Raw genomic sequence first — 20,764 nt, 5'->3', positions numbered from 1 at the left:
ACTATACTATCATGAGCAAAAAAACATACTCTATTTTTGGAGCAGGTGCAGCCGGACTCTACACGGCGTGGAGATTACTTGATGGAAAATCTAAACTTGCCAAAAACGAAAAAATACTAGTTAAGGGCGATGTATTAGAACTTTATGACTGGGGAAAATATGATTTTTCTAAAAAAAATCCAGGAACCAGAGAACCGGGCGCACGTGTTTGTACATGGCATTATAAAGACGACAAAGACAATTCGTACCTTGAATTAGGGGGTATGAGATATTTGTACTGGGATGGCACTCCTGAAGGACCTGGACATCGTTTAGTGACTAAAACCATAGAAGAATTAGATTTAAAGAAAGATTCAGTTCCGTTTAATGAATCAGCAGACCCATTGATGTCTTTACGTTCTAAAAACATGTATATCTCAGATATCAATTCTAATCAGCCAGCTCCATATTTCGCAAACAATTACGCTCAGGATGCTCCGCCAGATGATGGTTTTACAACGATACAATCTGTAGCAATCACTCAAACATCAGGGCCGACTACCCGAAGAGAATGGTGCAAATTTTATGAAGAAGGAAGAATCAATGTTGACATGCCTGATAGTTCGATCTACCAAAAAGGAGATTTACTAAAAGAAATTGGATATTGGAACCTGGGTTATGATATGCTTGGACAAGAAGGATTTGGTTATTTATCTGATGGTAATGGCTATAGTTCAAACGTAGTAAACAGTAATAGTGCTCAGTCATTTAATGTCAATGACGAGTTTCTTCCGGGAACAGAATACAAAACTTTAATAAAAGGATATTCCAGCTTATTTGACAGCTTATTTGAAGAAGTTGAAAAACTGGCAAAACAAAAAGGAATCACGCTAAATTATTATCCAAATGTTAGGCTGCGTTCTATTGTGCACACTAAATCTGGAGTGAATTTTACAACTGCAACACGTAAAGATCCAGATGCACTTGCAGAAAGAAAAAAATGTGATGCAGCATTTCTTGCTATGCCAAGAGCAGCAATTGACTTGGTAGCGCAGGCAAGCAGATACAGTGATGATGAAGGAACAGATGTATTAAATCATGAAAAAGTACAGCTTTATTTAGAGTCTGTATTAATGGAACCTTCATACAAAATAGGAATGTTTTTCGATACACCGTGGTGGAGAGTAACCGAGGCGGGAAGTCCAACTTATCCTGCTAAGATTACAAGTTATTTCTTAACACAAGAAGGAATTGAGAAATTAAGAAAAGAAGGTTTTCCATCTAAATATCTTAAAGAAATAGAAAAGGCTAAAAACCCAGTTATTATAGCAAATACCTTTAATGATAAAGCCAGTTTTATAGCTGCTGTAGAAAATGCAATTCAGGAGCGTTTAACTTTTAAAGAAGAAAAACAAATATCAACGATTGCAGAACTAGATACTATTGGCCCAAGTATTACCGATATGCCTATTAGACAAGTTGTTTATTTTGGTGATAATGCCAGAGACGGAAAAGGGAAAAAAGTATACGGTATTTTAGCAAGTTATGATGATATTCAATATTCAACATTCTGGAAAGCTTTAGAACTTGGACCTAATACAACACGTGAAATTCCTGAGTCCAGAGACTGCCAGCCTCTTGAAGGGCCAAGAGAAGCTACTCCTGTAATGGTAAAAATGCTTCGTTCGCAACTAGCGTCACTGCATTTTGGGCCGCAGGCTGATTATTCATATGTGCCAGAACCTTTAGAAACTAAATACATGGACTGGTCGCTTCCTCCATTTAATGCAGGATATCATGCCTATAAATCGCACTATAATTTAGGCGATGTGCAAAGAAAAATTAGAAAACCATCACAGCTTGTTCCAAACACAGACTGCGAAATTTTTATCGTTGGAGAAACATATTCAAACGATCAGGCTTGGGTTGAAGGTGCATTTTGTACTGCCGAATCTGTGCTGAATGATTTCTTTGGAATTGAACCTATTATTGACGAAAAATACTATCCATTTATCAGTCCGGAGTAATCTATTTTAACCAAAAACAAATGAAAAACAAAAAACTATTTACCTATTCTACTTCGGTAACACCAGATAATATCGAAGAAGTAATGCAACAAGCAATTGCACTGGAGCTTGCTACAATTCCCACGTATTTGTCAACCTATTATTCGATAAACAGAGCGCAGGATCAGGATAAACTATACGCTAAACTTCATGCTCAGCTTTCACAATCTGGTGTGCGCACTGCTGCCGAAATTGATGAATTAGCGCAAGACCTAAAACTGGATATATTAGTTTATTCCAACAAATCGGCTGCTTTAATTATGAGTGTTGTTATTGAAGAAATGCTGCACCTGGCACTTGCATGTAATGTGAAACAAGCAGTTTGTCAATCGGCACCGGATTTAATGGGAATTGGAAAAGTATTAACATTTCCAACAGAATTAGACGGACATATTCCTGAATTTCAAATTGATGCAGCAAAATTGTCATTGAAGCAATTGACTACATTTTTACAAATTGAAAGTCCTGAGCCGTTTAAAGATCCTTATGCAAATGCACAATTGCTTGATACGGTTGAATATCAAACTATTGGACTTTTATATGAAATGATTATTAAATGTATAAAAGAAGATTTTCCGGGACCTTATAAGCATCATAGACCACAATTGCTTCCTCCGGCTCACCCGGATCGTCCAAGACCGTATTATTCTCAAAATTCAATGAATACGGTACATTATGACAGAGACCACAATCCTCAATTTGCCAATACAGATGATAGTGAAGGACTTGTTGGTGTACACGACGCTAAATCGGCAATTGAAGCTATTCAGCGCATCATTGATCAGGGAGAAGGAAAAAGTAAATACAAGCAGCATACCTTAATTTGGGGCGAAAATAAAATGCCTGTGCCAATGGATATTGTTGATGGCAAAGTAGTTTTTTGGGAAGGTGATTATGATGATTCTGGAAAAGAACCCGCTCATTTTGCCAAATTTCTGGAAGCTTATACACTTGGCGGGCACTATCAGGAAAAGTTCCGTAAAATTCAGGGCTTAGATGATTTCTTCAGCTATTTTGTATATGATACCGATGCTAATCCTAAAACAGCCGATTATATAGCTTCAAACAATCAGGCACTGGCATTATGTTCACAATTAGGTAATGCAGTTTTTGCTTATATCCTTTTAATGATTGAAGCGTGTTATCATAAAGACGAAAGTACACAATATGATTTATTCATTTTTGGTATTCATAAATCAATGATCTGGCTTTTAAGCGGTGTGGGTAATCAAATTAATCAATACACTTATACTAAAGGCAATCAGGCTTTTAAAGGAGCTTTGACATTTGAACCTTTTTCGTTTGAACAAAGTTTCTTAAGACCAAAAGCACAAATCATGAGTTTGGTTGATCAATTGGCAAAAGCCGATCCTGTAAATTGGGGCTGGGCTATAAAAAGCGAAAATTATTTCCCGTCTTTACCAGACGTAGGATTGGATTATAGTATCGAAGCCGATATTCCTAAAGTACCAAGTACACCTTACAAAAACCATCATTAATATAAAAATATACAACATGTCAGAATTAGTAACTAAAGAACTTCATGTATGCATGGGGCTTAATTCATGCAAAAATGCGGGATATTCAGGAAATAATGATTGTGCAGGTCAAGGCGATTGTTCAACAGCAGTTGGTCATCCTTGCCACACCTTAAACGCTTGTAAAGGGCAGGGAGGATGCGGAATTTTTGGAACTACCGAAGAACTTTGTCATCCCGGTGAAAATGATTGTCGTTATCAAGGAAGCTGTGGTGTACCCATTTTGTCTTCCCGTTTTATGGCACAAGGTCCTAATAAAGGACTTAGTGTTTGGCAATTAGCCAGAATTCGCTTTGAAGAGAAAAGAAAGAAAAATAAAAAGCCCTTTGGAGATGCTCCGGAAAAATACGGACCAAGCGATGAATATGTAAACTCAATTCGCGGAACTTCAGGAGTAGATTATTCTTCTTGCGGGCAAAGCGGTTCAAGATCTTGTTCGTATATCAACGATCCTGCTAAAAGAAAAATTGCAGCAGCCGAAAGAGTTTTGAAAATGGAAGAAGAAAGCGCTAAAAAATTACCAGAAAGTCTTTCAAATTGTCAACCCAAAAATAATGGACACTAGACTTGGATTACCCAATTTAGGATTGGGATTAGGACTCAGAAGTCAGCATTTTGAACATATTCTGGAAAAGAACCCTGCCGTAGATTGGTTTGAGGTAATTTCTGAGAATTTTATGGATTCACATGGACGTCCGAGACACATTTTACAACAAATAGCAGAAAAATATCCCGTGGTAATGCACGGGGTATCGCTTTCTATAGGAAGCACTGATCCCTTAAATTTTGATTATCTAAAGAGTTTAAAACAATTGGCAGCTGAGGTTCAGCCAGCCTGGATTAGTGATCATTTGTGCTGGACTGGAGTTTTAACCACCAATTCGCACGATTTATTACCGCTTCCGTTAAACGAAGATTCATTAAAACATGTTTGTAACCGAATCAGACAAGTTCAGGATTATTTAGAACGACCGCTGATTGTAGAAAACCCAAGTACCTACGCAGCCTTCAATAATTCGACACTTCCGGAATGGGAATTTTTGCGAATTATGACCGAAGAAACCGGCTGTGGATTACTTTTGGATGTAAACAACGTATATGTTTCTTCTTTTAATAATGATTTTGATCCCGTAGAATACATCAACGGAATTCCGCATGATAAAATAGTTCAAATGCATTTGGCAGGCCATCAAAATTGCGGTAATTATATTATTGATACACACGATAGGGAAGTAAACAGTCAGGTTTGGAAATTGTTTCAGCAAGCTTATCAATTGGCAGATCAGGCATCCATTTTATTAGAATGGGATGGAAACATTCCGGCTTTTGATGTGTACCATTCTGAATTGCTTAAATCAAAACAATATATGGATGCAGCATTTGTAGGGGTTGAAAAAGAAGTTTTTTCTATTGATAAAGAACAAGTTTCAAACCCATTGAATTTATTCGCTGTTGACAAATTTTTATAAACTCCAAAGATGCAGAAAACGGTAAAAATACCATTAAAAGACTTTCAGCAATGGATGCAGCAGCTTTTGCTCGATCCTTATCAGCAAACAGGAGTAAACCCTAATGATTTGCTTTCGAATGCAGAAAATGCAGCTTCAATTGAAGATGTAATTTGTCATTCAGAAAAGCTTACTGCTCAGGAACATTTAGCGATTTACCAGCGAAGTTATATTGCAAGGTTGCGAAATTGCATGTCACAACAATTTAGTGCTTTAGAATATGCTTTAGGCGAAGCAATTTTTTGCGCTTTCGCAGATGATTATCTGGCGTCAAAACCTTCTTATAATTACAATTTATCTTTTCTGGGAGCCCATTTTGCAGAATATCTGGAAAATAACAGACCCGATGCTAATGAGGATGAGAAAGAAGATTGGATTGATTTTATGATTGAACTCGCCAAATTTGAATACGCCATTGGTGTTCTTTTTGATGAAAAAGCAGACGAAAATTACCAATTAGCCACAATCGATACACCCGAAGATGAACTAAAATTAGTGCCTGTATGTGCCTTATTTAAGTTCCAGTTTCCTGTTCGAAAGTACTATTCTGAATTCAAAAATGACAAGAATCCTGATTTACCTCTTCAAAACGAAAGTTATTGCGTGGTTTTACGACATAAATTTAAACTGGCAATTTACGATCTGCACAAAGAGCAATATGATTTTTTATGTATTCTGAAAGAGCATAAAGATATTGCTGTGGCAAAAGAATTGTTTAAAATTCATTATAAAGAAAATGATGTTCAATTTGAACAAGTTTGGAACAGTTGGAAGGAGCGTTGGATTGGTGCTAATTTTTTTAGAACTTGAAAACGTTTATAATGCAGGAATATATGAAGGCAATTTGAAGAAAATAAGATCTAAAATTTTACATTTGATAAGTAAAATTAAAAACCAGTTAAATGCCGGAGATTATTCTTAACTCATTTTCAGTCGCGATTTGCTTTCTAATAGGGATATTAGCCATTTTTTATATTCCGTATAATAGAAAAGGGAATCTGTGGTTTGGTATTTTTCTTTTGTCAATGGGATTTGCTTTGTTGAGCAAAATAGTATGGGAGGAAGGGCTGGATGTAAAGTTTCCTTATATTATTCCAGTTTCTGAATTATCTCGTTTTGTTGTTGCTCCAAGCTTTTATTTAAGTATTTGGTACTACACACATTTGGGTAAAATAAAGTTTGGAAAAAAATGGATGCATTTTATACCAGCAATAGTATTTATTCTTGTGGTATCGCTGCCTTATTTTCTTTCACTGGGAAATATTTCTGATCTAATAGGACAACGCGCAAGCCATATACTTGGACGTTTGATGGCATCAGTATTCCCTGTTCAACTCATCACGTATTGGATTTTATCGTATCAATTATTAAAAAAACACAGAAGCAGTATATTGTTGTTTTCATCTCAAAAAAAAGAAAGAGATTTAAAATGGCTGTTAAACATACTAGTTTGGATACTCTTAATGATTGTCTTGTCTATAATCATGAAAATAAAAGAAAATGACTTTCTTAATTCCCTTAGTACTTATTTGTATTTGATATTGACACTATTTATGGTTTATAACCTTTTAAGGCAAAAAGAAGTTTTCTTAACTAATAAAAACGAAAACATAGCACTTGAAAATATTATATACCCTAATCTTAGCTTTCAAACCGAAAAGCCTGTATCCCGATTACAAGATGATGAGCTATTAAAATATAAATCAATTTTGAATACTCTTTTAGAACAAGAAGAAGTGTTTACAGATCCTGAAATTAATTTGGCTTCGCTTGCTGATAAAGTTGGAATTTCAATGAATAATTTGTCTTTTGTAATCAACAACAGTTACAACATGAATTTCTACGCATTAATTAATAATTACAGAGTAGAAAAAGTTAAAGACATGCTGTCAAAAAAGCAATTCAGTCATTTAACCATTCTTGGGATTGCTTATGAAGCAGGGTTTACCTCAAAATCAACTTTTAATAATGCCTTTAAAAAAGAAACAGGACTTACTCCAAGCGAATACATGAAAATAAACATGCCAAAAGAGGTCTGAATGGGTACATCAGGACGACTTAAGTTCTGATAAAATGTTTTTTTGCTGAGAATTTAAACAGCAACATTATGTATTCAACATCTTTAAAAAACAAAATTTGGTTAGGTTTGTGCTTTGGCTTAGTTATCGGTGCAATCTTTTTACGATTATCTATTAAGTATTTTTCTCCCTGGATTCCGCCGCCTTTTTTAATTACTGCTACGATTCTTTTTTTAATTGCATCTTTGATTTTGCCTTTTGTGTGGCATTCTATGGAAAAGCAAAAATCTATAAATGGCATCGAATTAAAAACAAGACTCGAGCATCGTATTATTTACGCCTTTTCATTAGATATGATTATGTTTGGTTTTCATAAAATTGAAGGGCTTCAAATGATAGTGCCGCTAGGTATATTAGATACGCCATTTAGTAGTTTATCGGGTGAAACCCTACTATGGTCATTTTTCAAATATTCCTATCCTTTTACTGTTTTCATTGCCTTATTACAAATCTTAAGTGCAGTACTTTTACTCTTTTCAAGAACAAGACTTTTTGGACTGATTCTGTTAGTACCTATGTTAGTTTTCATAAACTGTCTGGATATCTTTTATCACATGCCGGCAGGTCCGTTGATGCATGGTATAATATTATTGTTGGGCGTGTTTTACTTTTTATCTCAGGATTCAAAAAGACTAATCAGTTTTATATTTAAACCTTTAGAAGGCACTAAAAGTTTAAATATTTCCAATCATTATAAAAATATATACAGAATATCTCTATTTATCTGGCCGATATTTTTCTATTTCATTTATGATTATCCCAATAAACATCCGCAATTAACCGGAAAATATCAGGTTCAAAATTTAAAAATAAATAATATTTCCCTGAAAGCAAAGAGTCCTAAAGACAGCGTATTGACAACCGTTTATATGGATCTCGACGATGAAATAGCTTTTGACTTTAATGATTGGAGATACAGATATATTGGCACATATTTTCTAAACGAAAAAAACGATTCAATTACCATTCGCTGGCGATATCCTTCTGATAAATTAGATAATTTTAAAGGCAAATTGATACGATCAAATAATCGGTTAATTTTAAATGGAAAAATGAACGGAGAAACACTTCAAATGGAATTGAAATAATTATACTTCAAAAGCTCCACTATTTAAAGTAACAGCAATTCGGGCACTTTTTATAAATTCGATCAATTCAAATTCCTTTAATTCTAAAGCTAAATTATTAATTTCGTTTTCATGTCCCGTTGCTTCAAAAACCATAAAATCTTTTTCGATAGTTATAAATTGGGTATTATATTTTCTAAATAAATCATTCATTTCTTCGTTCATGATACTCGAAGTAGTTACTTTAAATAATGCTATTTGTTTCCATACGATTTCGTCGTTTGTGCTGTAGTAACATTTATAGACCTCTATGATTTTTTCGATTTGAAGCGCTACGTTTCTAACGATTTCAAAAGTATCATTGATAACGAGCGTGCATCGGTACATTTTGTCGATTTCGCAAGTAGAGATATTCAGGCTTTCTAAACTGATTTTTCGTCGCGAAAGTATAACGGTTATTTTATTCAGTAATCCCATTTGATCTTCTGTATAGGCGGTTAAAGTATATTCTTGTTTCATTTAAAAGTTTAATTATTTGAATTATTTGTAAATAGTGTTTTTTTGAAATAAAAAAGCCTTTCTCATTTGACAGAGAAAGGCTTTTATTATGCAATAGAATCCTGCCTCGTCACGGTAGACGAATAATGATAATTGCGCTGATAATAATTTGTATTGAATTTTTCATGTATATTTTAAATAAAAAAACCTCCCAAATAGGGAGGTTTTAAATTGTATCGTGTACTTATTTATATAACATCCCTGATCATTATCGAATGATAATAATGCTGCTAATAATAGTGATGTTAATTAAGTTTTTCATTTTCTGTTTAGGATGAGCGACAAATGTATTGATTTTTATAAGATTACAAAAAGTTTTTTTGAATCAAGTAAAAAAGTAATCTTTTAACACATAGAAACATAGGTTTTATGTGTGCAAAAGAATATAAAAAGAAACATGTTTCTAACACATAGCTGTCTATGTGTGTTGTAAATAAGTGAAACGCGTTTTTTGAAAGTGTTAAAGGCTATGTTTCTATGTGTTTAAATTTCTTTTAATAATCTAACCACAATTTTAATAATGAAGCTTTTGTTCTGCTTACAATTACAGCCTCATCTTTGCTGTGTTTTATCTTAAGCTGCAATTTACCATTAAAATAATTGTTTACTTTTTCAATCGAATTGATATGAATAATATACTGCCTGTTTGCCCTGAAAAAACTTTTTGGGTTTAATTCCTGTTCCAGTGTTTCCAGCGTATGCGGTACAACAACTTCTTCACCATTAAACAAATATGCATAATTAATATTCAGGTTCGAATAAAAACAAGCAATATCCTCTACATCAATTTTTCTGTAACCGTCCCGGTAAGGAATTAGAAAGCGATTTCGGTATTCCTTCGGCTGCATGTAAGCAAGAAGTTCTTCAATCTGTGAATTAGGATTGACAGGCTGTTGTAAAGAATTTTCTAACTTTATTATAGCGGCTTCAAGTTCATTTTTTTCAATTGGTTTAAGCAGATAATCCACACTATTGTATTTAAAAGCTTTAATCGCATATTCATCATACGCCGTTGTAAATATAATAGGGCAGGTGAGATTGGTGAGATTGAAAATTTCAAAACTCAATCCGTCTGCTAATTGAATATCCATCAGGATAAGATCTGGTGATGGGTTTTCAGAGAGCCATGAAACCGTATTTTTAACGCTCGACAAAACACCCACAATTTCTGTATCGGGTTTTATTTTGACTATCAAACGTTTAATTCTTTCCGAATTCAGTTTTTCATCCTCAAGGATCAATATTTTTTTTATAGTATTCATTTGATGAGTGGTACTTTTATGGTAAAAGTCTCTTTGTTTTCTTCTATAGAAACTTTTCTATCACTTAATAAAGCATAACGATTTACGATGTTTTTCAATCCAATTCCGGTAGAATAAGCTTTTTTTATAAGCGGTAAAATCGTATTCGATATCACTAATTCATCATTATCATTAGAATATATCTTAACAAGCAATGGATTTTCTTCTTCCGTGCGATTATGTTTTAAGGCATTTTCAATAAAAAGCTGCAGCGTAATAGGCGGAATCTGCATACTTAGTTTCGATTTGTCAATGTCAATTTGAAAAGTACAGCTATCGCCCATACGGTTCTGAATAAGAAAAAGATAAGCGTCAAGAAAATCTAATTCTTCTTGTAACGGAATCAATTTCTTTTTAGAATTAAGAAGCAAATAACGATACACTTTGGCAAAATTTTCGGTGAAGTCATATCCTAACTGCTGATCTTTAAGAATTAACTCCGAAAGTACACTAAGATTATTAAATACAAAATGCGGATCCAGCTGTAATTTGAGTGCCTGCAATTCTATCTCGGCAGCAATTTGTTTACTTTCAGCCGCCTTTACTTTATATTCTGCGGCTTTTAAAGTCGCATTTTTCCAGTTTTTTAATAAAAAATCGCCCGTATTAAGAGCACTCACCATTAAAGCCCATAAAACGATCGAAATAATGGTATATACTGCTTCTCGTACGCCTACATTAATTGGTTGTATCACAATTAAATACTCTCCGTAGATATAATATATAGTGCTTAAAACAATAGTGACAAGCAGAGCCCCAAAGGTTTGACATACAATTTGAATGATCAGGCGTGTTATAGGGCGAACCATCCATGATATTTTCTTATTTAAAACTCTGTCAATAAAAAGGCTGGTAACTAATATTGTAATACAAAAAAGGATATTCGTTGAAATATCAATCAGCATTAAATGAGCTGGCAGGTTAAAATATTCCTTCCAGTAAGCAAATGGAAATATGATAAACAGGGTAGAGTATGAGCCTAAAAATAAAAACGTAATTAAGAGCAGACTCTTTAAGTGGCTCTTTTTTACAGGATCAGTTATTTCGTCGGTGTGGTTCACAAAATTTGTTTTTAGAGGAAATCAAAAGTTGGTTAGATTCCTTTTTGAGAGTGCAAATAAAAGGATTTTAAAATAAAACAGCGGTACTTTTAATTTATTTACTCATCTGTAAATGCATGTATATAAAGGCTTTCGCAAAACAGAAACAATCCCATTTCAGTTCAATATCTCAAATTGACGATTCACCGCACAGATTTGCCGCTTCACTTTAAAAATTCCCTGAAAGAGATTTATCAACAATATTTTTGCGCCATAATTATAACAATTAATATCACAAAAATGAAAAAAACAATGGTAATGACAAAGGAAGATTTCAGTATTGCAAAATCAAATTCTCAATTGCAAAATTATAAGCGTAATGCATTAATTCTTTTTTTTATGGTACTGTTTACTTCTGCGGTTTCGGCACAAAAATCAAAAATATTAGACACCTTTTTTAAATACGGAATTGACTCTAGTATTCTTAATCCTGAAAAAATAAGAAAACCTGACAACTTTGCTTTCGATTTTAAACAAACCATTATAACGAGCGCAAAGGAAACGGAAACAATCGCCAAATTTGACCCTTCTAATGCAGGAACTGAGCCATGGACTGTTGTTTCTATTGATGGAAAATCGCCATCAAAATCAGAGGTGAATTCTTTTAGAAAAAATCAAAGAAAAGCTTCAGAAGCAGCTCCAACTCCAACAGACGATGCAACGTATAAAATTGAAAAGGAAACACAAGATCAATTGGTAATTAGTTACAAAGTAGATCCAAGCTCTCTTGCTAAAGAAAATGCTTTTGTAAAAGACTGCCGATTTTATATGACAATCAATCTTAAAACTAAAAAACTGGAACAAGTACAAACGCTTAACGAAAAGCCGGTAAAAGTGAATATCCTTACTGCTGATAAATTTGATATTGTCTTGAAATACAAGTGGAACGATCAGGCAAAACAATTTGTTCCTGTAAATGAAAACCTTACTATGGAAGCTAAATTTATAGGTCAGGCAACTAACATACAAACGATTACGGAATACTCAAATTACGTAAAAAAATAGTATTACAAAATTCAAATTTAAAAGATTAAAAAATGAAAAAAATTATTGCAGCCACAGCCTTATTCATGTCTGTATTTAGTTACAGTCAGGTTCATCTTGGTGTTAAAGGCGGGGTAAATATGAATAAATTAGATGGTAAAAATTTTGATAGTGATTTTGAGCTGGGTTATCAGCTGGGTGGTTTTGTATATTACAATTTTACTGATTTTGTAGGTATTCAGGGAGAAGTATTATTCAATCAGACTAATACCAAAATCACAGATAGTTATAAAGATATTTTTAAAGATGCTTTCAAAAAAGATAAAACACTTAATTATGTAAGCGTGCCAGTATTGCTGCGTTTAAACAGTGAAGGGTTCATCACTTTTACGGCGGGGCCTCAGTTCAGTTTTTTGGCCAGCGGTAATCAAAGTGTTTTAGATAATAGTAAAAAGCTTTTCAAAAAAACAGATTTTGCTGTTGTTGCCGGAGCCGAAATAAATATAAGACCCATTACGATTTATGGAAGATATATCTGGGGATTTTCTGATGTGAGTAACTTTGGAGAAAAGGCAAACAGCCAGCAAATTCAGGCAGGATTATCTGTTCGTTTGTTTTAAGATGATGAACTCCTGGAAAATAATAAAAGGACTTCTGGTTACATTGGTAATATTGATTATTTCCTTATTTTTTCTAATTAGCACAGCGATCACTTATATACTGAAAGCGAGAATAGAACTAAACGAAAAAATAGACAGCAGTTTAGGTATTAAAAAAGATGATTTGGTTCGCTAGCAATAGCGAACCTTTTTTTCTGCATCTATAATAATTATCCATCATAATGTAAAAATTGTCCATTTCATATTACTATATAATAGTTGAACTTTGTAATGCACTACAGAATAGATTTAAGAACAATTTAAATTTTCTATTATGAATTACGGACAATTAGCTTTTACAGATACTATTAAAAAAATGCAGGAAGAAGCGGGAAGCAGAAGCGCTTATGATCGTATGGAAAAAATGTCGGTTGTAGACGGATTGACAGAAAACGAAGTTAACTTTATTGGTGACAGAGATAGTTTTTATATGGCGAGTTTTGGAGAAAATGAATATCCATACATTCAACATCGCGGCGGACCAGCCGGATTTATTAAAGTGATCGATAACAAAACAATTGGAATTGTTGACTTTTCGGGTAACCGACAATATATTTCTACGGGTAATATTTCTAAGAATGAAAAAGTAGCTTTAATTATGGTTTCATATCCGCAAAGAGCAAGATTAAAACTTTATGCAAAAGCGAAAATTGTTGATTTAGAAGAAAACAAGGAATTATATGACCTTTTAAAACCAGAAGATTACAAGTTTCGTCCGGAGCGAATGATGGTTTTTGAAATTCAGGCTTACGACTGGAACTGTCCGCAGCATATTACTCCGCGTTATTCAACTGAAGAAATTGAACAGGCCTTATTACCGCAGAAAAAATATATTTCTGATTTGGAAAATAGAGTAAAAGAACTTGAATTAGAATTATCCAAAAAATAATTAGAGAAAAACCGTTATTCTTTTGAAGAATTTAAAATAGGTAGTCGAATTAAGTTCATTGCTTCGCTTTTTGAACTTCCTTATTACAGCATATCCCTTTCATTTTGAATAGCCTATCGTATCATTTTGATAGGTATTTGAAAATAAGAGGGCTATGCTTTTTTTGTAGTTTATTGATAGTTAGTATTTTGCTTTTATCTAAAATGCTCTGGCATGTAGTTTGTTTCTGTTAGATAAATTTAAATAAATCAATATCAATTAAAACTAATATGAAAGCAAATAAAACAAGGAGTAAGGAGATTACGAAACTATATGTATCAAAAAAATCTTTACAGAATAAGGATAGATTTATCAATTTAATGGTATTTGCCATAGTTTTCTTCATTGCTGTTTTGTTAATCTCTAAAATAGTTTAGGTCGTAGTAACAGAATTTATTTTAAAGATTATGAAAATTATAAATCCTATAATTGACCCTAAAATAAACTTATCTAAGAAAAATTTCTTTTCGAACTCATTTAAAAATAAAATAGAAACATCAGCAGTTAAAGAAACAAAGGAATCAGTCGATTTTACTATTGAAAAAAGCAGAATTGCTCCTACTTTTTGGATCAAAAAATTTTTAAAGAACTGTTATAATTTGTTGATGAAATAATTATAAATTTGAAGATCAGCCATTTTTCGACAGCCAATAATTAAAATGATGCGTATATTTGAGATTATAAATTATAACAATGCTATCTATGAAAAAAATAGGATTTTTATCGTTTGGGCATTGGGCCAATCATCCATCATATAAAGCACGTACAGCAAGCGATACACTTCTTCAATCTATTGATTTAGCTGTTGCTGCAGAAGAAATAGGCATAGACGGAGCTTATTTCAGAGTACATCATTTTGCACAGCAGCTTGCGTCTCCTTTTCCTTTGCTTTCGGTCATTGGTGCCAAAACAAGCAAAATAGAAATTGGGACAGGCGTTATCGATATGCGATATGAAAATCCTTTGTATATGGTTGAAGATGCCGGTGCCGCAGACTTAATTTCAGAAGGACGTTTACAATTAGGAATCAGCAGGGGATCTCCGGAACAAGTTATTGACGGCTGGCGCTCTTTTGGTTATGAACCTTTAGAAGGGGAAACAGATGCTGATATGGGACGCAAAAAAGCGTTGGAGTTTTTAGAGAGGTTAGATGGTGTAGGATTTGCCGAACCAAATCCATATCCGATGTTTCCAAATCCGCCCGGATTATTACGTTTGGAACCACATTCTGAAGGATTACGCGATCGAATTTGGTGGGGAGCAGCCTCGAATGCTACTGCCATTTGGGCAGCAGAAAACGGAATGCATCTGCAAAGTTCAACGTTGAAATTTGACGAAAACGGAAAACCTTTCCATATCCAGCAGGCAGAACAAATCAGGATATATAAAGAAGCCTGGAAAAAAGCCGGACATGATCGCGAACCAAGAGTTTCGGTAAGCCGATCTATTTTTGCTCTGGTTAATGATCAGGATAAACTTTACTTTGGAAATCAGGGTAAAGCTGCTGATAGTTTTGGTTATATAGAAAGCGATAAACGTGCCATCTTCGGAAAAAGTTATGCAGCCGAACCGGAAAAACTTATCGCAGAGCTTGCTCAGGATGAAGCAATTCAGGAAGCAGATACAGTATTGCTAACAATACCCAACACTTTGGGGGTTGATTATAATGTACATATATTGTCTTCTATTCTAAAATATATCGCCCCGGAATTGGGCTGGCGTTAATTTTTGAAAATATAAAAAGCTCCCTTTTTGAGGGAGCTTTTGTTTATCATATTATTTCGTTTAGTATAAAGATTGTCTTTATAAAAAATCTACTTTCCCAGAACTCATATTATAATAAGCTCCAACTATCTTAATTTGGCCTTTGTCTTCCATTTCTTTTAAGGTTGGACTTTTTTCTCTAATAACTTTTATAGTATTGAGTACGTTATTTTTTGAAACATAGGCCACAAATTCTTTATTTGCTGAAGTTTTATCTCCAGAAAAGTCTTGTGAATTTGTTACTGCAGGTCTTATGTTTTCAAGCATTGCAGGAAGATTACCTAATGTTACATTATTATTTATAGCAGATGTTATGGCACCACACGATTCGTGTCCTAAAACAATAACCACTTTTGCGCCCATAAGTTTACAGCCAAATTCCATGCTTCCTAATAAGTCGGTGTTGGCAAAATTACCCGCTACACGACCTACAAAAAGATCACCAATGCCTTTGTTAAAAACATCTTCTACAGGAATTCTGCTGTCAAGGCAGGAAAGAATTACCGCTTTTGGAAATTGCCCCTGAACAGCATTTCTGACCATTGCTGAATGATCTCTGGCTGTAACATTGTTAGCAACAAATAGTGCGTTGCCTTCTTTAAGGCTTTTAATAACGGCTTCTGGCGTTAAAGCTGCTTGCTCTTTTGCCGTTATAATTCGTTCTCTTAAAGCCGGAGTTTCCGGACAGTCTTTTCCTTTATCATTACAGGAAAAAAGTATTAATAATACTGCGCTTCCGCAGATTGAAAGGATTTTTGTTTTCATTTTTTTTGAGGTTTAAGGTTAAATTAATTAGGTGAATTGTTTTCTGTAAGACAGCTCTAATTTCTAAAAAAGGCTTTTACAATGGAGGGATATTTTTCAATTAGATTGTATTCGGCAGAGCGTTTCGAGAAATCTGATTTAAAATTAAAAACTCATTTAAAATGATAAGATAAAACGTTACAGAATGACTTTTTTTTGTCATGAAGTAGTTTTATTGATGTAGAATATTTTTACTTATAGCAATATAAAAAAACTCTAAATCATTGATTTAGAGTTTTTTTATATGTGGTAAACGTTAACCTTCTAATAATTAATTCCATATTGAAAAATTAATATTCAATTTAAAATATAATATATACTTTTATTAACTGATATAAATTGACTAATACACTAACTATATGAATAACCAAAACCCAAAAAATGAAATAAACCGTCGCAGATTTTTACAAAGCACCGCAGCCGCAGGAATTTATCTAGGTCTGTTTGGCATGCCTAAATTATTTGCAAATGAAATAATGGATAATAATGCCGCAGAGATTACAAATGTTAAGCTAAATAACGGCGTAAAAATGCCGATGCTCGGATTTGGAACTTACGGACTTAGAGGCGAAGTATGCCAGCAATCTGTGGCTGATGCTCTATCAGTAGGCTATCGTCTTATTGATACTGCAAAAGTGTATGGAAATGAAGAAGCAGTGGGCAAAGGAATAAAACAAAGTGGGATTAACAGAAAAGATCTTTTTGTTACCTCAAAACTATGGGTTGATGATGCCGGATATGAAAATGCTAAAAAGGGTTTTGAAGAAACATTGACTAAATTGGGACTTGATTATCTAGATCTATACCTTATACACCGTCCAAGAGGTGATGTGAAAGGATCCTGGAAAGCAATGGAAGAACTTTACAAAGCTGGAAAAATTAGGGCTATTGGCATCAGCAACTTCGATTCAAACCAATTAGCTGATCTTTTGTCTTATGCGCAGGTAAAACCGGTTATAAACCAGATTGAAACACATGCTTATTTTCAGCAGGGAGAGGCATATAATTTGCTAAAGAAACATAATATTGAGATGGAAGCGTGGGCACCTTTTGCAGAAGGCCGTAATGGACTTTTTACAAATGAAGTATTCACTCAGATTGCCAAAAAGCATAACAAAACCGTTGCTCAGGTAAATTTAAGATGGCATTATCAACGTGGTATTGTTTCCATTCCGAGATCTTCTCAAAAAGCACATATTGTAGAAAATTTGGATATATTTAATTTCAAACTTGATAAGGGAGATATAAGTGCAATTGAAAAGCTGGACTTAAATAAAACCCAGTTTCCGGAATGGAGTTAAAGCATAACTGATATGACATTTATAATGTTCTGATTATGATATATTAAAAAAAGCCTCTTTAATTAGAGGCTTTTTTTTTGCCTTTTTTTAATCTGAAAGATACCCGCTATCCATTCCTAAACAACTAATAAAGTGAATGATAATATTCATTTTAGGAATTGGTGTGCTTATGACACTAAATAGATTAGCCATACCTGAAAAAAGCCTGTTTATAACAATTTAGTTATTGATTCTTTTAATACTGATTACTTTTAATGTAAAATTTTTACTTTTTTAAGAGAAAGTATTAATAATTATAATTTAATACAGTGGAGTAGACCCCACTTTAATAAACGTGGCAATATCCGAAAGGCCAAGAAGTAGGAACTAAATTTAGAAATATTATGGCACACGCACAATGGATCGCAATTAAAATTGTATCAGAAAACATGACCTTAACCGTGAGAAATGCAACAATAAAGCCGGGTAAGTTTCACAGAGCAGAAAATCAAAATGCGGTGATTAGCCCATCTGATATAAATGGAATAACAATAAAGTCTGGCGAAGTTGGCTGGATTTTTTCATCAGGTAGGGATGGTGCGGCTGAAGGTACAACAGGCCATATCGACTTGTATCATGGAGATATCAAAGTAGGTAGATTTAAATGGGATTGTCCATGGTTGAAAAAGAATAGTTTTAATTTGGCACAAGTTGCCGATGAGGAGATTTATTACACTAAAATGTCAGGAGGTAGTAGGTCAGGAGGTATAGGTGTGGTTACCCTTATATTAATCAAGAAATAAATAAACGTAATACAAAATAATATTATGAAAAATACTAAAACTACAAATGGTGTAAACAATCCTTTTTTTGCGGTGAGGATTGGAAGTGTTATAAGAGGTGCTACGGGGCGTTTTCAGGCGCCAATAATAACAACAAGAAAAGTTAATAATAAAGATGTAGGTATTACAGTAATGATTAAAGACCAAGATGTACAAAAAAGTATGACGGGAGCTAGTTCGTATGTGTACGACGATTCTTTAAATCAGGGTTTTGCAGGAGTTTCAGGTTCATACGGACTTTCAGGATTAGCAAGGATTAATTCAGGATTGTCAGCACATACAGGCAATTCAATTGCTGAGCTTAGCAAGGAAGTAAAGGTTAATTTTAATGTACAAATGATATCGGGTGTTGAGTACATAGATTTTGAGCAATTAAATGTAGAAGATTTAATTAATTCTTTGAAGGGAGGACCAAAGGATGGCGCATTAGACTCACTGGATAAGTACAATAAAATAATGGTAAAAATAGGAACGGCCGATCGTCTTTTAGAAATTCTAAAAGAAAAGGAACCAGATCCTAAAATTGTTTCACTGGTTAAAGAATGGGTAAGTTCTGTTCAGCTTTTTTTTAATAATTATGGCGATGGAATTGTAGTAGGTGCAGTTTGGGGAGGAATTGGAACCGTTTCTTTAACTATGAATAATGAATCAACAGAAAACAGTTGGAAATATGGCACTAAAGGTAATTTTACATACGCAGGACTTGGCAAAGCCGTAACGGTCGAAGCGGCCTATGATGGAAGCAATACAAACAGAGAATCAAAGGTTACTGTACAAACTAAGACATGGCATATAGGAAATTGCGTGGAGTCACAAGTAGAGGAATGGAGTAAACTAGTAAAAGGCAAGGCTTTTAGTGAGATTAGCTCAATCGAATTATTAGAAAAAGCACCTGAAATTGGTACGGTTAACGATCCCCCAAAAGTACCAGAATTTAAAGCCCCTGAGAGAGAGCCAAAAATTACTGACAGAATAAAAGAAATAAAAGATTTAAAGGGGTTGGAAGCATTTGCAAAGGCAGCCGCTTATGAAAAAGCAAAAGCGGAAGGTTCACAATTAACATTGAAAGAATTCTTAAGTCTTTCAGAAGAAAATGCAAACCCTCAAAATGTTATGGAACTTCAGGATGGTATTGCTATCAATGATTTAGATGTACTGGCAGGTGATGTTCAGTTTAACACCGGTTTTGAAATAGAAGAACATTTAGAAACCAGCGCTGCCGAAATAGAAACAACTGACAATAGTGGCTTTACTGTGCTTGGTGTCTGGATTGCTAACTGGGCAGACTTGTTTCCTTGGATGGCTACCGGTTATTTAAACCAAATAGATAATATAAGCTCTACACTAGAAATCATTAAAAAGCAGTGTATGATTCAGGACTTTCTTACTTTAGCAAAAACATATTTTATGCTCGAGGCCACCGGGACTTCACATGAAGAGTTTAAAATGGCTGATTTTGTACAACTTGCACAAAATTTTAGCGCTCAAGCCGGATATGTCAGAGATAATTTTGATGATGCTGCTGTTATACAAAATGCATTAGGTGGTCTGGGTTATGACGCTCGGAAAATTTATGAAAAATGGAATGAAATTAAATTTTTGCGTAGTGCAGAATTAGGATTAGGAGTACTGCATAAAGGAAAATCTATTGAAGATTCAATTAAAAACGCAGATCATTTCAATGATTTTACAAGAGTTTGGCATAATTTAAAAACTTGTTCTTTTTTACCCAGAAATTATAGTGCTTTTAGTTCCTTTTTAAAAGTAGTTCCTTTTATAACACCTGCAGGAGATATTTATGTTTTTGGTCCTTCTCAAATGATTTTAAATCAAATTGATGATAAAGGTGCGATGTTTTCAAGGAATCCGGTAACAGCTCTTAAACTCGAAGTAGATAAAGCCAAAAGGGTATTAAAAAAAGGAGATATAACGTTTTACCCTATTCCGTTTGAAGCAGCTAAAAATATCCCGGATTCATCATGGAAAGGACAAAGTATTAGTACCAATGTTGCGTCGATTAAAAACATTGATAATCATATTGCTAATGCTATAGAAGCAATGAAGGATTTAAACGTTTACAGTTTTAGCAGCAGCAATTGGAATCCAGACTGGAATCCAGAAAAAAATTACAGCACTAAAGCTATTAAAAAACAATATTTAGGACTTGTAAATGGTGAAAACCTTAATATCTTTGGTTAATAAATAAAGTTTTTAAATTAAAAATAACAAACCAATGAAAGTATAAAAAAGCCCATTTCTAATGAAATGGGCTTTTCAGTTTCAAAAAAAGAAATTGATATTTTGAACT

19 protein-coding genes are annotated in these 20,764 nt (G+C 33.8%); 15 read left to right on the top strand and 4 right to left on the bottom strand.

Annotated elements, in window-relative coordinates; genetic code table 11:
• Nucleotides 1-11: 11 nt before the first annotated feature.
• From B3C18_RS05650 to B3C18_RS05620, 7 genes are all read left to right on the top strand, one after another.
• Nucleotides 12-2,006, top strand: a complete 1,995-nt coding sequence (locus B3C18_RS05650) for a hypothetical protein (protein WP_291143728.1) — start codon at nt 12-14, stop codon at nt 2,004-2,006.
• A gap of 20 nt (nt 2,007-2,026) precedes the next feature.
• Nucleotides 2,027-3,544, top strand: a complete 1,518-nt coding sequence (locus B3C18_RS05645) for a ferritin-like domain-containing protein (protein WP_291143725.1) — start codon at nt 2,027-2,029, stop codon at nt 3,542-3,544.
• A 16-nt stretch (nt 3,545-3,560) separates the two neighbouring features.
• Nucleotides 3,561-4,148, top strand: a complete 588-nt coding sequence (locus B3C18_RS05640) for a hypothetical protein (RefSeq protein WP_291143722.1) — start codon at nt 3,561-3,563, stop codon at nt 4,146-4,148.
• Complete coding sequence (locus tag B3C18_RS05635; protein WP_291143719.1) at nt 4,138-5,052, top strand: DUF692 domain-containing protein; 915 nt, start codon at nt 4,138-4,140, stop codon at nt 5,050-5,052. Before B3C18_RS05640 ends, B3C18_RS05635 begins: the two co-directional genes overlap by 11 nt.
• A gap of 9 nt (nt 5,053-5,061) precedes the next feature.
• Entirely contained in the window at nt 5,062-5,901 is an 840-nt protein-coding gene (locus tag B3C18_RS05630; RefSeq protein WP_291143716.1) for a DNA-binding domain-containing protein, read from the top strand.
• 92 nt (nt 5,902-5,993) lie between these two features.
• On the top strand, nt 5,994-7,130 hold the full coding sequence (locus B3C18_RS05625) for a helix-turn-helix domain-containing protein (protein ID WP_291143714.1): 1,137 nt from the start codon (nt 5,994-5,996) through the stop codon (nt 7,128-7,130).
• A 68-nt stretch (nt 7,131-7,198) separates the two neighbouring features.
• Entirely contained in the window at nt 7,199-8,257 is a 1,059-nt protein-coding gene (locus B3C18_RS05620; RefSeq protein ID WP_291143711.1) for a hypothetical protein, read from the top strand.
• On the opposite strand, the gene ilvN is transcribed toward B3C18_RS05620, so the two are convergent.
• From ilvN to B3C18_RS05605, 3 genes are all read right to left on the bottom strand, one after another.
• Nucleotides 8,258-8,755 (bottom strand): acetolactate synthase small subunit, encoded by a 498-nt coding sequence (gene ilvN / locus B3C18_RS05615; RefSeq protein ID WP_291143708.1) that lies wholly within the window; start codon nt 8,753-8,755, stop codon nt 8,258-8,260. It abuts the gene before it with no gap.
• Nucleotides 8,756-9,288: 533 nt separating this feature from the next.
• A complete protein-coding gene (locus tag B3C18_RS05610; RefSeq protein ID WP_291143705.1) occupies nt 9,289-10,056 on the bottom strand; it encodes a LytR/AlgR family response regulator transcription factor in 768 nt (255 codons plus the stop codon).
• Complete coding sequence (locus tag B3C18_RS05605) at nt 10,053-11,156, bottom strand: sensor histidine kinase (protein WP_291143703.1); 1,104 nt, start codon at nt 11,154-11,156, stop codon at nt 10,053-10,055. The genes B3C18_RS05610 and B3C18_RS05605 overlap by 4 nt, the downstream gene beginning before the upstream one ends.
• Nucleotides 11,157-11,435: 279 nt before the next feature.
• Here B3C18_RS05605 and B3C18_RS05600 point away from each other — a divergent pair, with 279 nt between their 5' ends.
• The 5 genes from B3C18_RS05600 (at nt 11,436) to B3C18_RS05580 (ending at nt 15,491) form a co-directional block, all read left to right on the top strand.
• Nucleotides 11,436-12,200: a hypothetical protein gene (locus tag B3C18_RS05600; protein ID WP_291143700.1), complete on the top strand. Its 765-nt coding sequence runs from the start codon at nt 11,436-11,438 to the stop codon at nt 12,198-12,200.
• Between the two features lie 32 nt (nt 12,201-12,232).
• Entirely contained in the window at nt 12,233-12,799 is a 567-nt protein-coding gene (locus B3C18_RS05595; protein ID WP_291143697.1) for a porin family protein, read from the top strand.
• A gap of 313 nt (nt 12,800-13,112) precedes the next feature.
• Nucleotides 13,113-13,727: a pyridoxamine 5'-phosphate oxidase family protein gene (locus tag B3C18_RS05590; RefSeq protein WP_291143694.1), complete on the top strand. Its 615-nt coding sequence runs from the start codon at nt 13,113-13,115 to the stop codon at nt 13,725-13,727.
• Between the two features lie 446 nt (nt 13,728-14,173).
• Nucleotides 14,174-14,380: a hypothetical protein gene (locus B3C18_RS05585; protein WP_291143692.1), complete on the top strand. Its 207-nt coding sequence runs from the start codon at nt 14,174-14,176 to the stop codon at nt 14,378-14,380.
• Nucleotides 14,381-14,468: 88 nt separating this feature from the next.
• Nucleotides 14,469-15,491 carry an LLM class flavin-dependent oxidoreductase gene (locus tag B3C18_RS05580; protein ID WP_291143689.1) on the top strand — a complete coding sequence of 341 codons (1,023 nt, stop codon included), beginning with the start codon at nt 14,469-14,471 and terminating at the stop codon, nt 15,489-15,491.
• Between the two features lie 78 nt (nt 15,492-15,569).
• Here B3C18_RS05580 and B3C18_RS05575 read toward each other — a convergent pair whose 3' ends face one another.
• The gene (locus B3C18_RS05575; protein WP_291143685.1) at nt 15,570-16,295 is read right to left on the bottom strand and encodes a carbonic anhydrase family protein; all 726 of its coding nucleotides are present in this window, start codon (nt 16,293-16,295) and stop codon (nt 15,570-15,572) included.
• Nucleotides 16,296-16,693: 398 nt separating this feature from the next.
• Here B3C18_RS05575 and B3C18_RS05570 point away from each other — a divergent pair, with 398 nt between their 5' ends.
• The 3 genes from B3C18_RS05570 (at nt 16,694) to B3C18_RS05560 (ending at nt 20,655) form a co-directional block, all read left to right on the top strand.
• A complete protein-coding gene (locus B3C18_RS05570) occupies nt 16,694-17,635 on the top strand; it encodes an aldo/keto reductase (protein WP_291143682.1) in 942 nt (313 codons plus the stop codon).
• Between the two features lie 383 nt (nt 17,636-18,018).
• On the top strand, nt 18,019-18,417 hold the full coding sequence (locus B3C18_RS05565; protein WP_291143680.1) for an aegerolysin family protein: 399 nt from the start codon (nt 18,019-18,021) through the stop codon (nt 18,415-18,417).
• A gap of 24 nt (nt 18,418-18,441) precedes the next feature.
• Nucleotides 18,442-20,655: a hypothetical protein gene (locus B3C18_RS05560; RefSeq protein WP_291143677.1), complete on the top strand. Its 2,214-nt coding sequence runs from the start codon at nt 18,442-18,444 to the stop codon at nt 20,653-20,655.
• The last annotated feature ends 109 nt before the right edge of the window (nt 20,656-20,764 follow it).

The sequence above is a fragment of the Flavobacterium sp. UBA7680 genome (genome assembly GCF_002482975.1).
Lineage (GTDB): Bacteria > Bacteroidota > Bacteroidia > Flavobacteriales > Flavobacteriaceae > Flavobacterium.
The sequence above is the reverse complement of the archived record's forward strand: the minus strand, read 5'-3'. Positions and strand labels throughout refer to the sequence as shown.

Bases quoted from the DNA above. Each gene is read 5' to 3' on its own strand.
- B3C18_RS05650 (WP_291143728.1), top strand. From the start codon at position 12: ATGAGCAAAAAAACATACTCTATTTTTGGAGCAGGTGCAGCCGGACTC.
- B3C18_RS05645 (WP_291143725.1), top strand. From the start codon at position 2,027: ATGAAAAACAAAAAACTATTTACCTATTCTACTTCGGTAACACCAGAT.
- B3C18_RS05640 (WP_291143722.1), top strand. From the start codon at position 3,561: ATGTCAGAATTAGTAACTAAAGAACTTCATGTATGCATGGGGCTTAAT.
- B3C18_RS05635 (WP_291143719.1), top strand. From the start codon at position 4,138: ATGGACACTAGACTTGGATTACCCAATTTAGGATTGGGATTAGGACTC.
- B3C18_RS05630 (WP_291143716.1), top strand. From the start codon at position 5,062: ATGCAGAAAACGGTAAAAATACCATTAAAAGACTTTCAGCAATGGATG.
- B3C18_RS05625 (WP_291143714.1), top strand. From the start codon at position 5,994: ATGCCGGAGATTATTCTTAACTCATTTTCAGTCGCGATTTGCTTTCTA.
- B3C18_RS05620 (WP_291143711.1), top strand. From the start codon at position 7,199: ATGTATTCAACATCTTTAAAAAACAAAATTTGGTTAGGTTTGTGCTTT.
- ilvN (WP_291143708.1), bottom strand. From the start codon at position 8,755: ATGAAACAAGAATATACTTTAACCGCCTATACAGAAGATCAAATGGGA.
- B3C18_RS05610 (WP_291143705.1), bottom strand. From the start codon at position 10,056: ATGAATACTATAAAAAAAATATTGATCCTTGAGGATGAAAAACTGAAT.
- B3C18_RS05600 (WP_291143700.1), top strand. From the start codon at position 11,436: ATGAAAAAAACAATGGTAATGACAAAGGAAGATTTCAGTATTGCAAAA.
- B3C18_RS05595 (WP_291143697.1), top strand. From the start codon at position 12,233: ATGAAAAAAATTATTGCAGCCACAGCCTTATTCATGTCTGTATTTAGT.
- B3C18_RS05590 (WP_291143694.1), top strand. From the start codon at position 13,113: ATGAATTACGGACAATTAGCTTTTACAGATACTATTAAAAAAATGCAG.
- B3C18_RS05585 (WP_291143692.1), top strand. From the start codon at position 14,174: ATGAAAATTATAAATCCTATAATTGACCCTAAAATAAACTTATCTAAG.
- B3C18_RS05580 (WP_291143689.1), top strand. From the start codon at position 14,469: ATGAAAAAAATAGGATTTTTATCGTTTGGGCATTGGGCCAATCATCCA.
- B3C18_RS05575 (WP_291143685.1), bottom strand. From the start codon at position 16,295: ATGAAAACAAAAATCCTTTCAATCTGCGGAAGCGCAGTATTATTAATA.
- B3C18_RS05570 (WP_291143682.1), top strand. From the start codon at position 16,694: ATGAATAACCAAAACCCAAAAAATGAAATAAACCGTCGCAGATTTTTA.
- B3C18_RS05565 (WP_291143680.1), top strand. From the start codon at position 18,019: ATGGCACACGCACAATGGATCGCAATTAAAATTGTATCAGAAAACATG.
- B3C18_RS05560 (WP_291143677.1), top strand. From the start codon at position 18,442: ATGAAAAATACTAAAACTACAAATGGTGTAAACAATCCTTTTTTTGCG.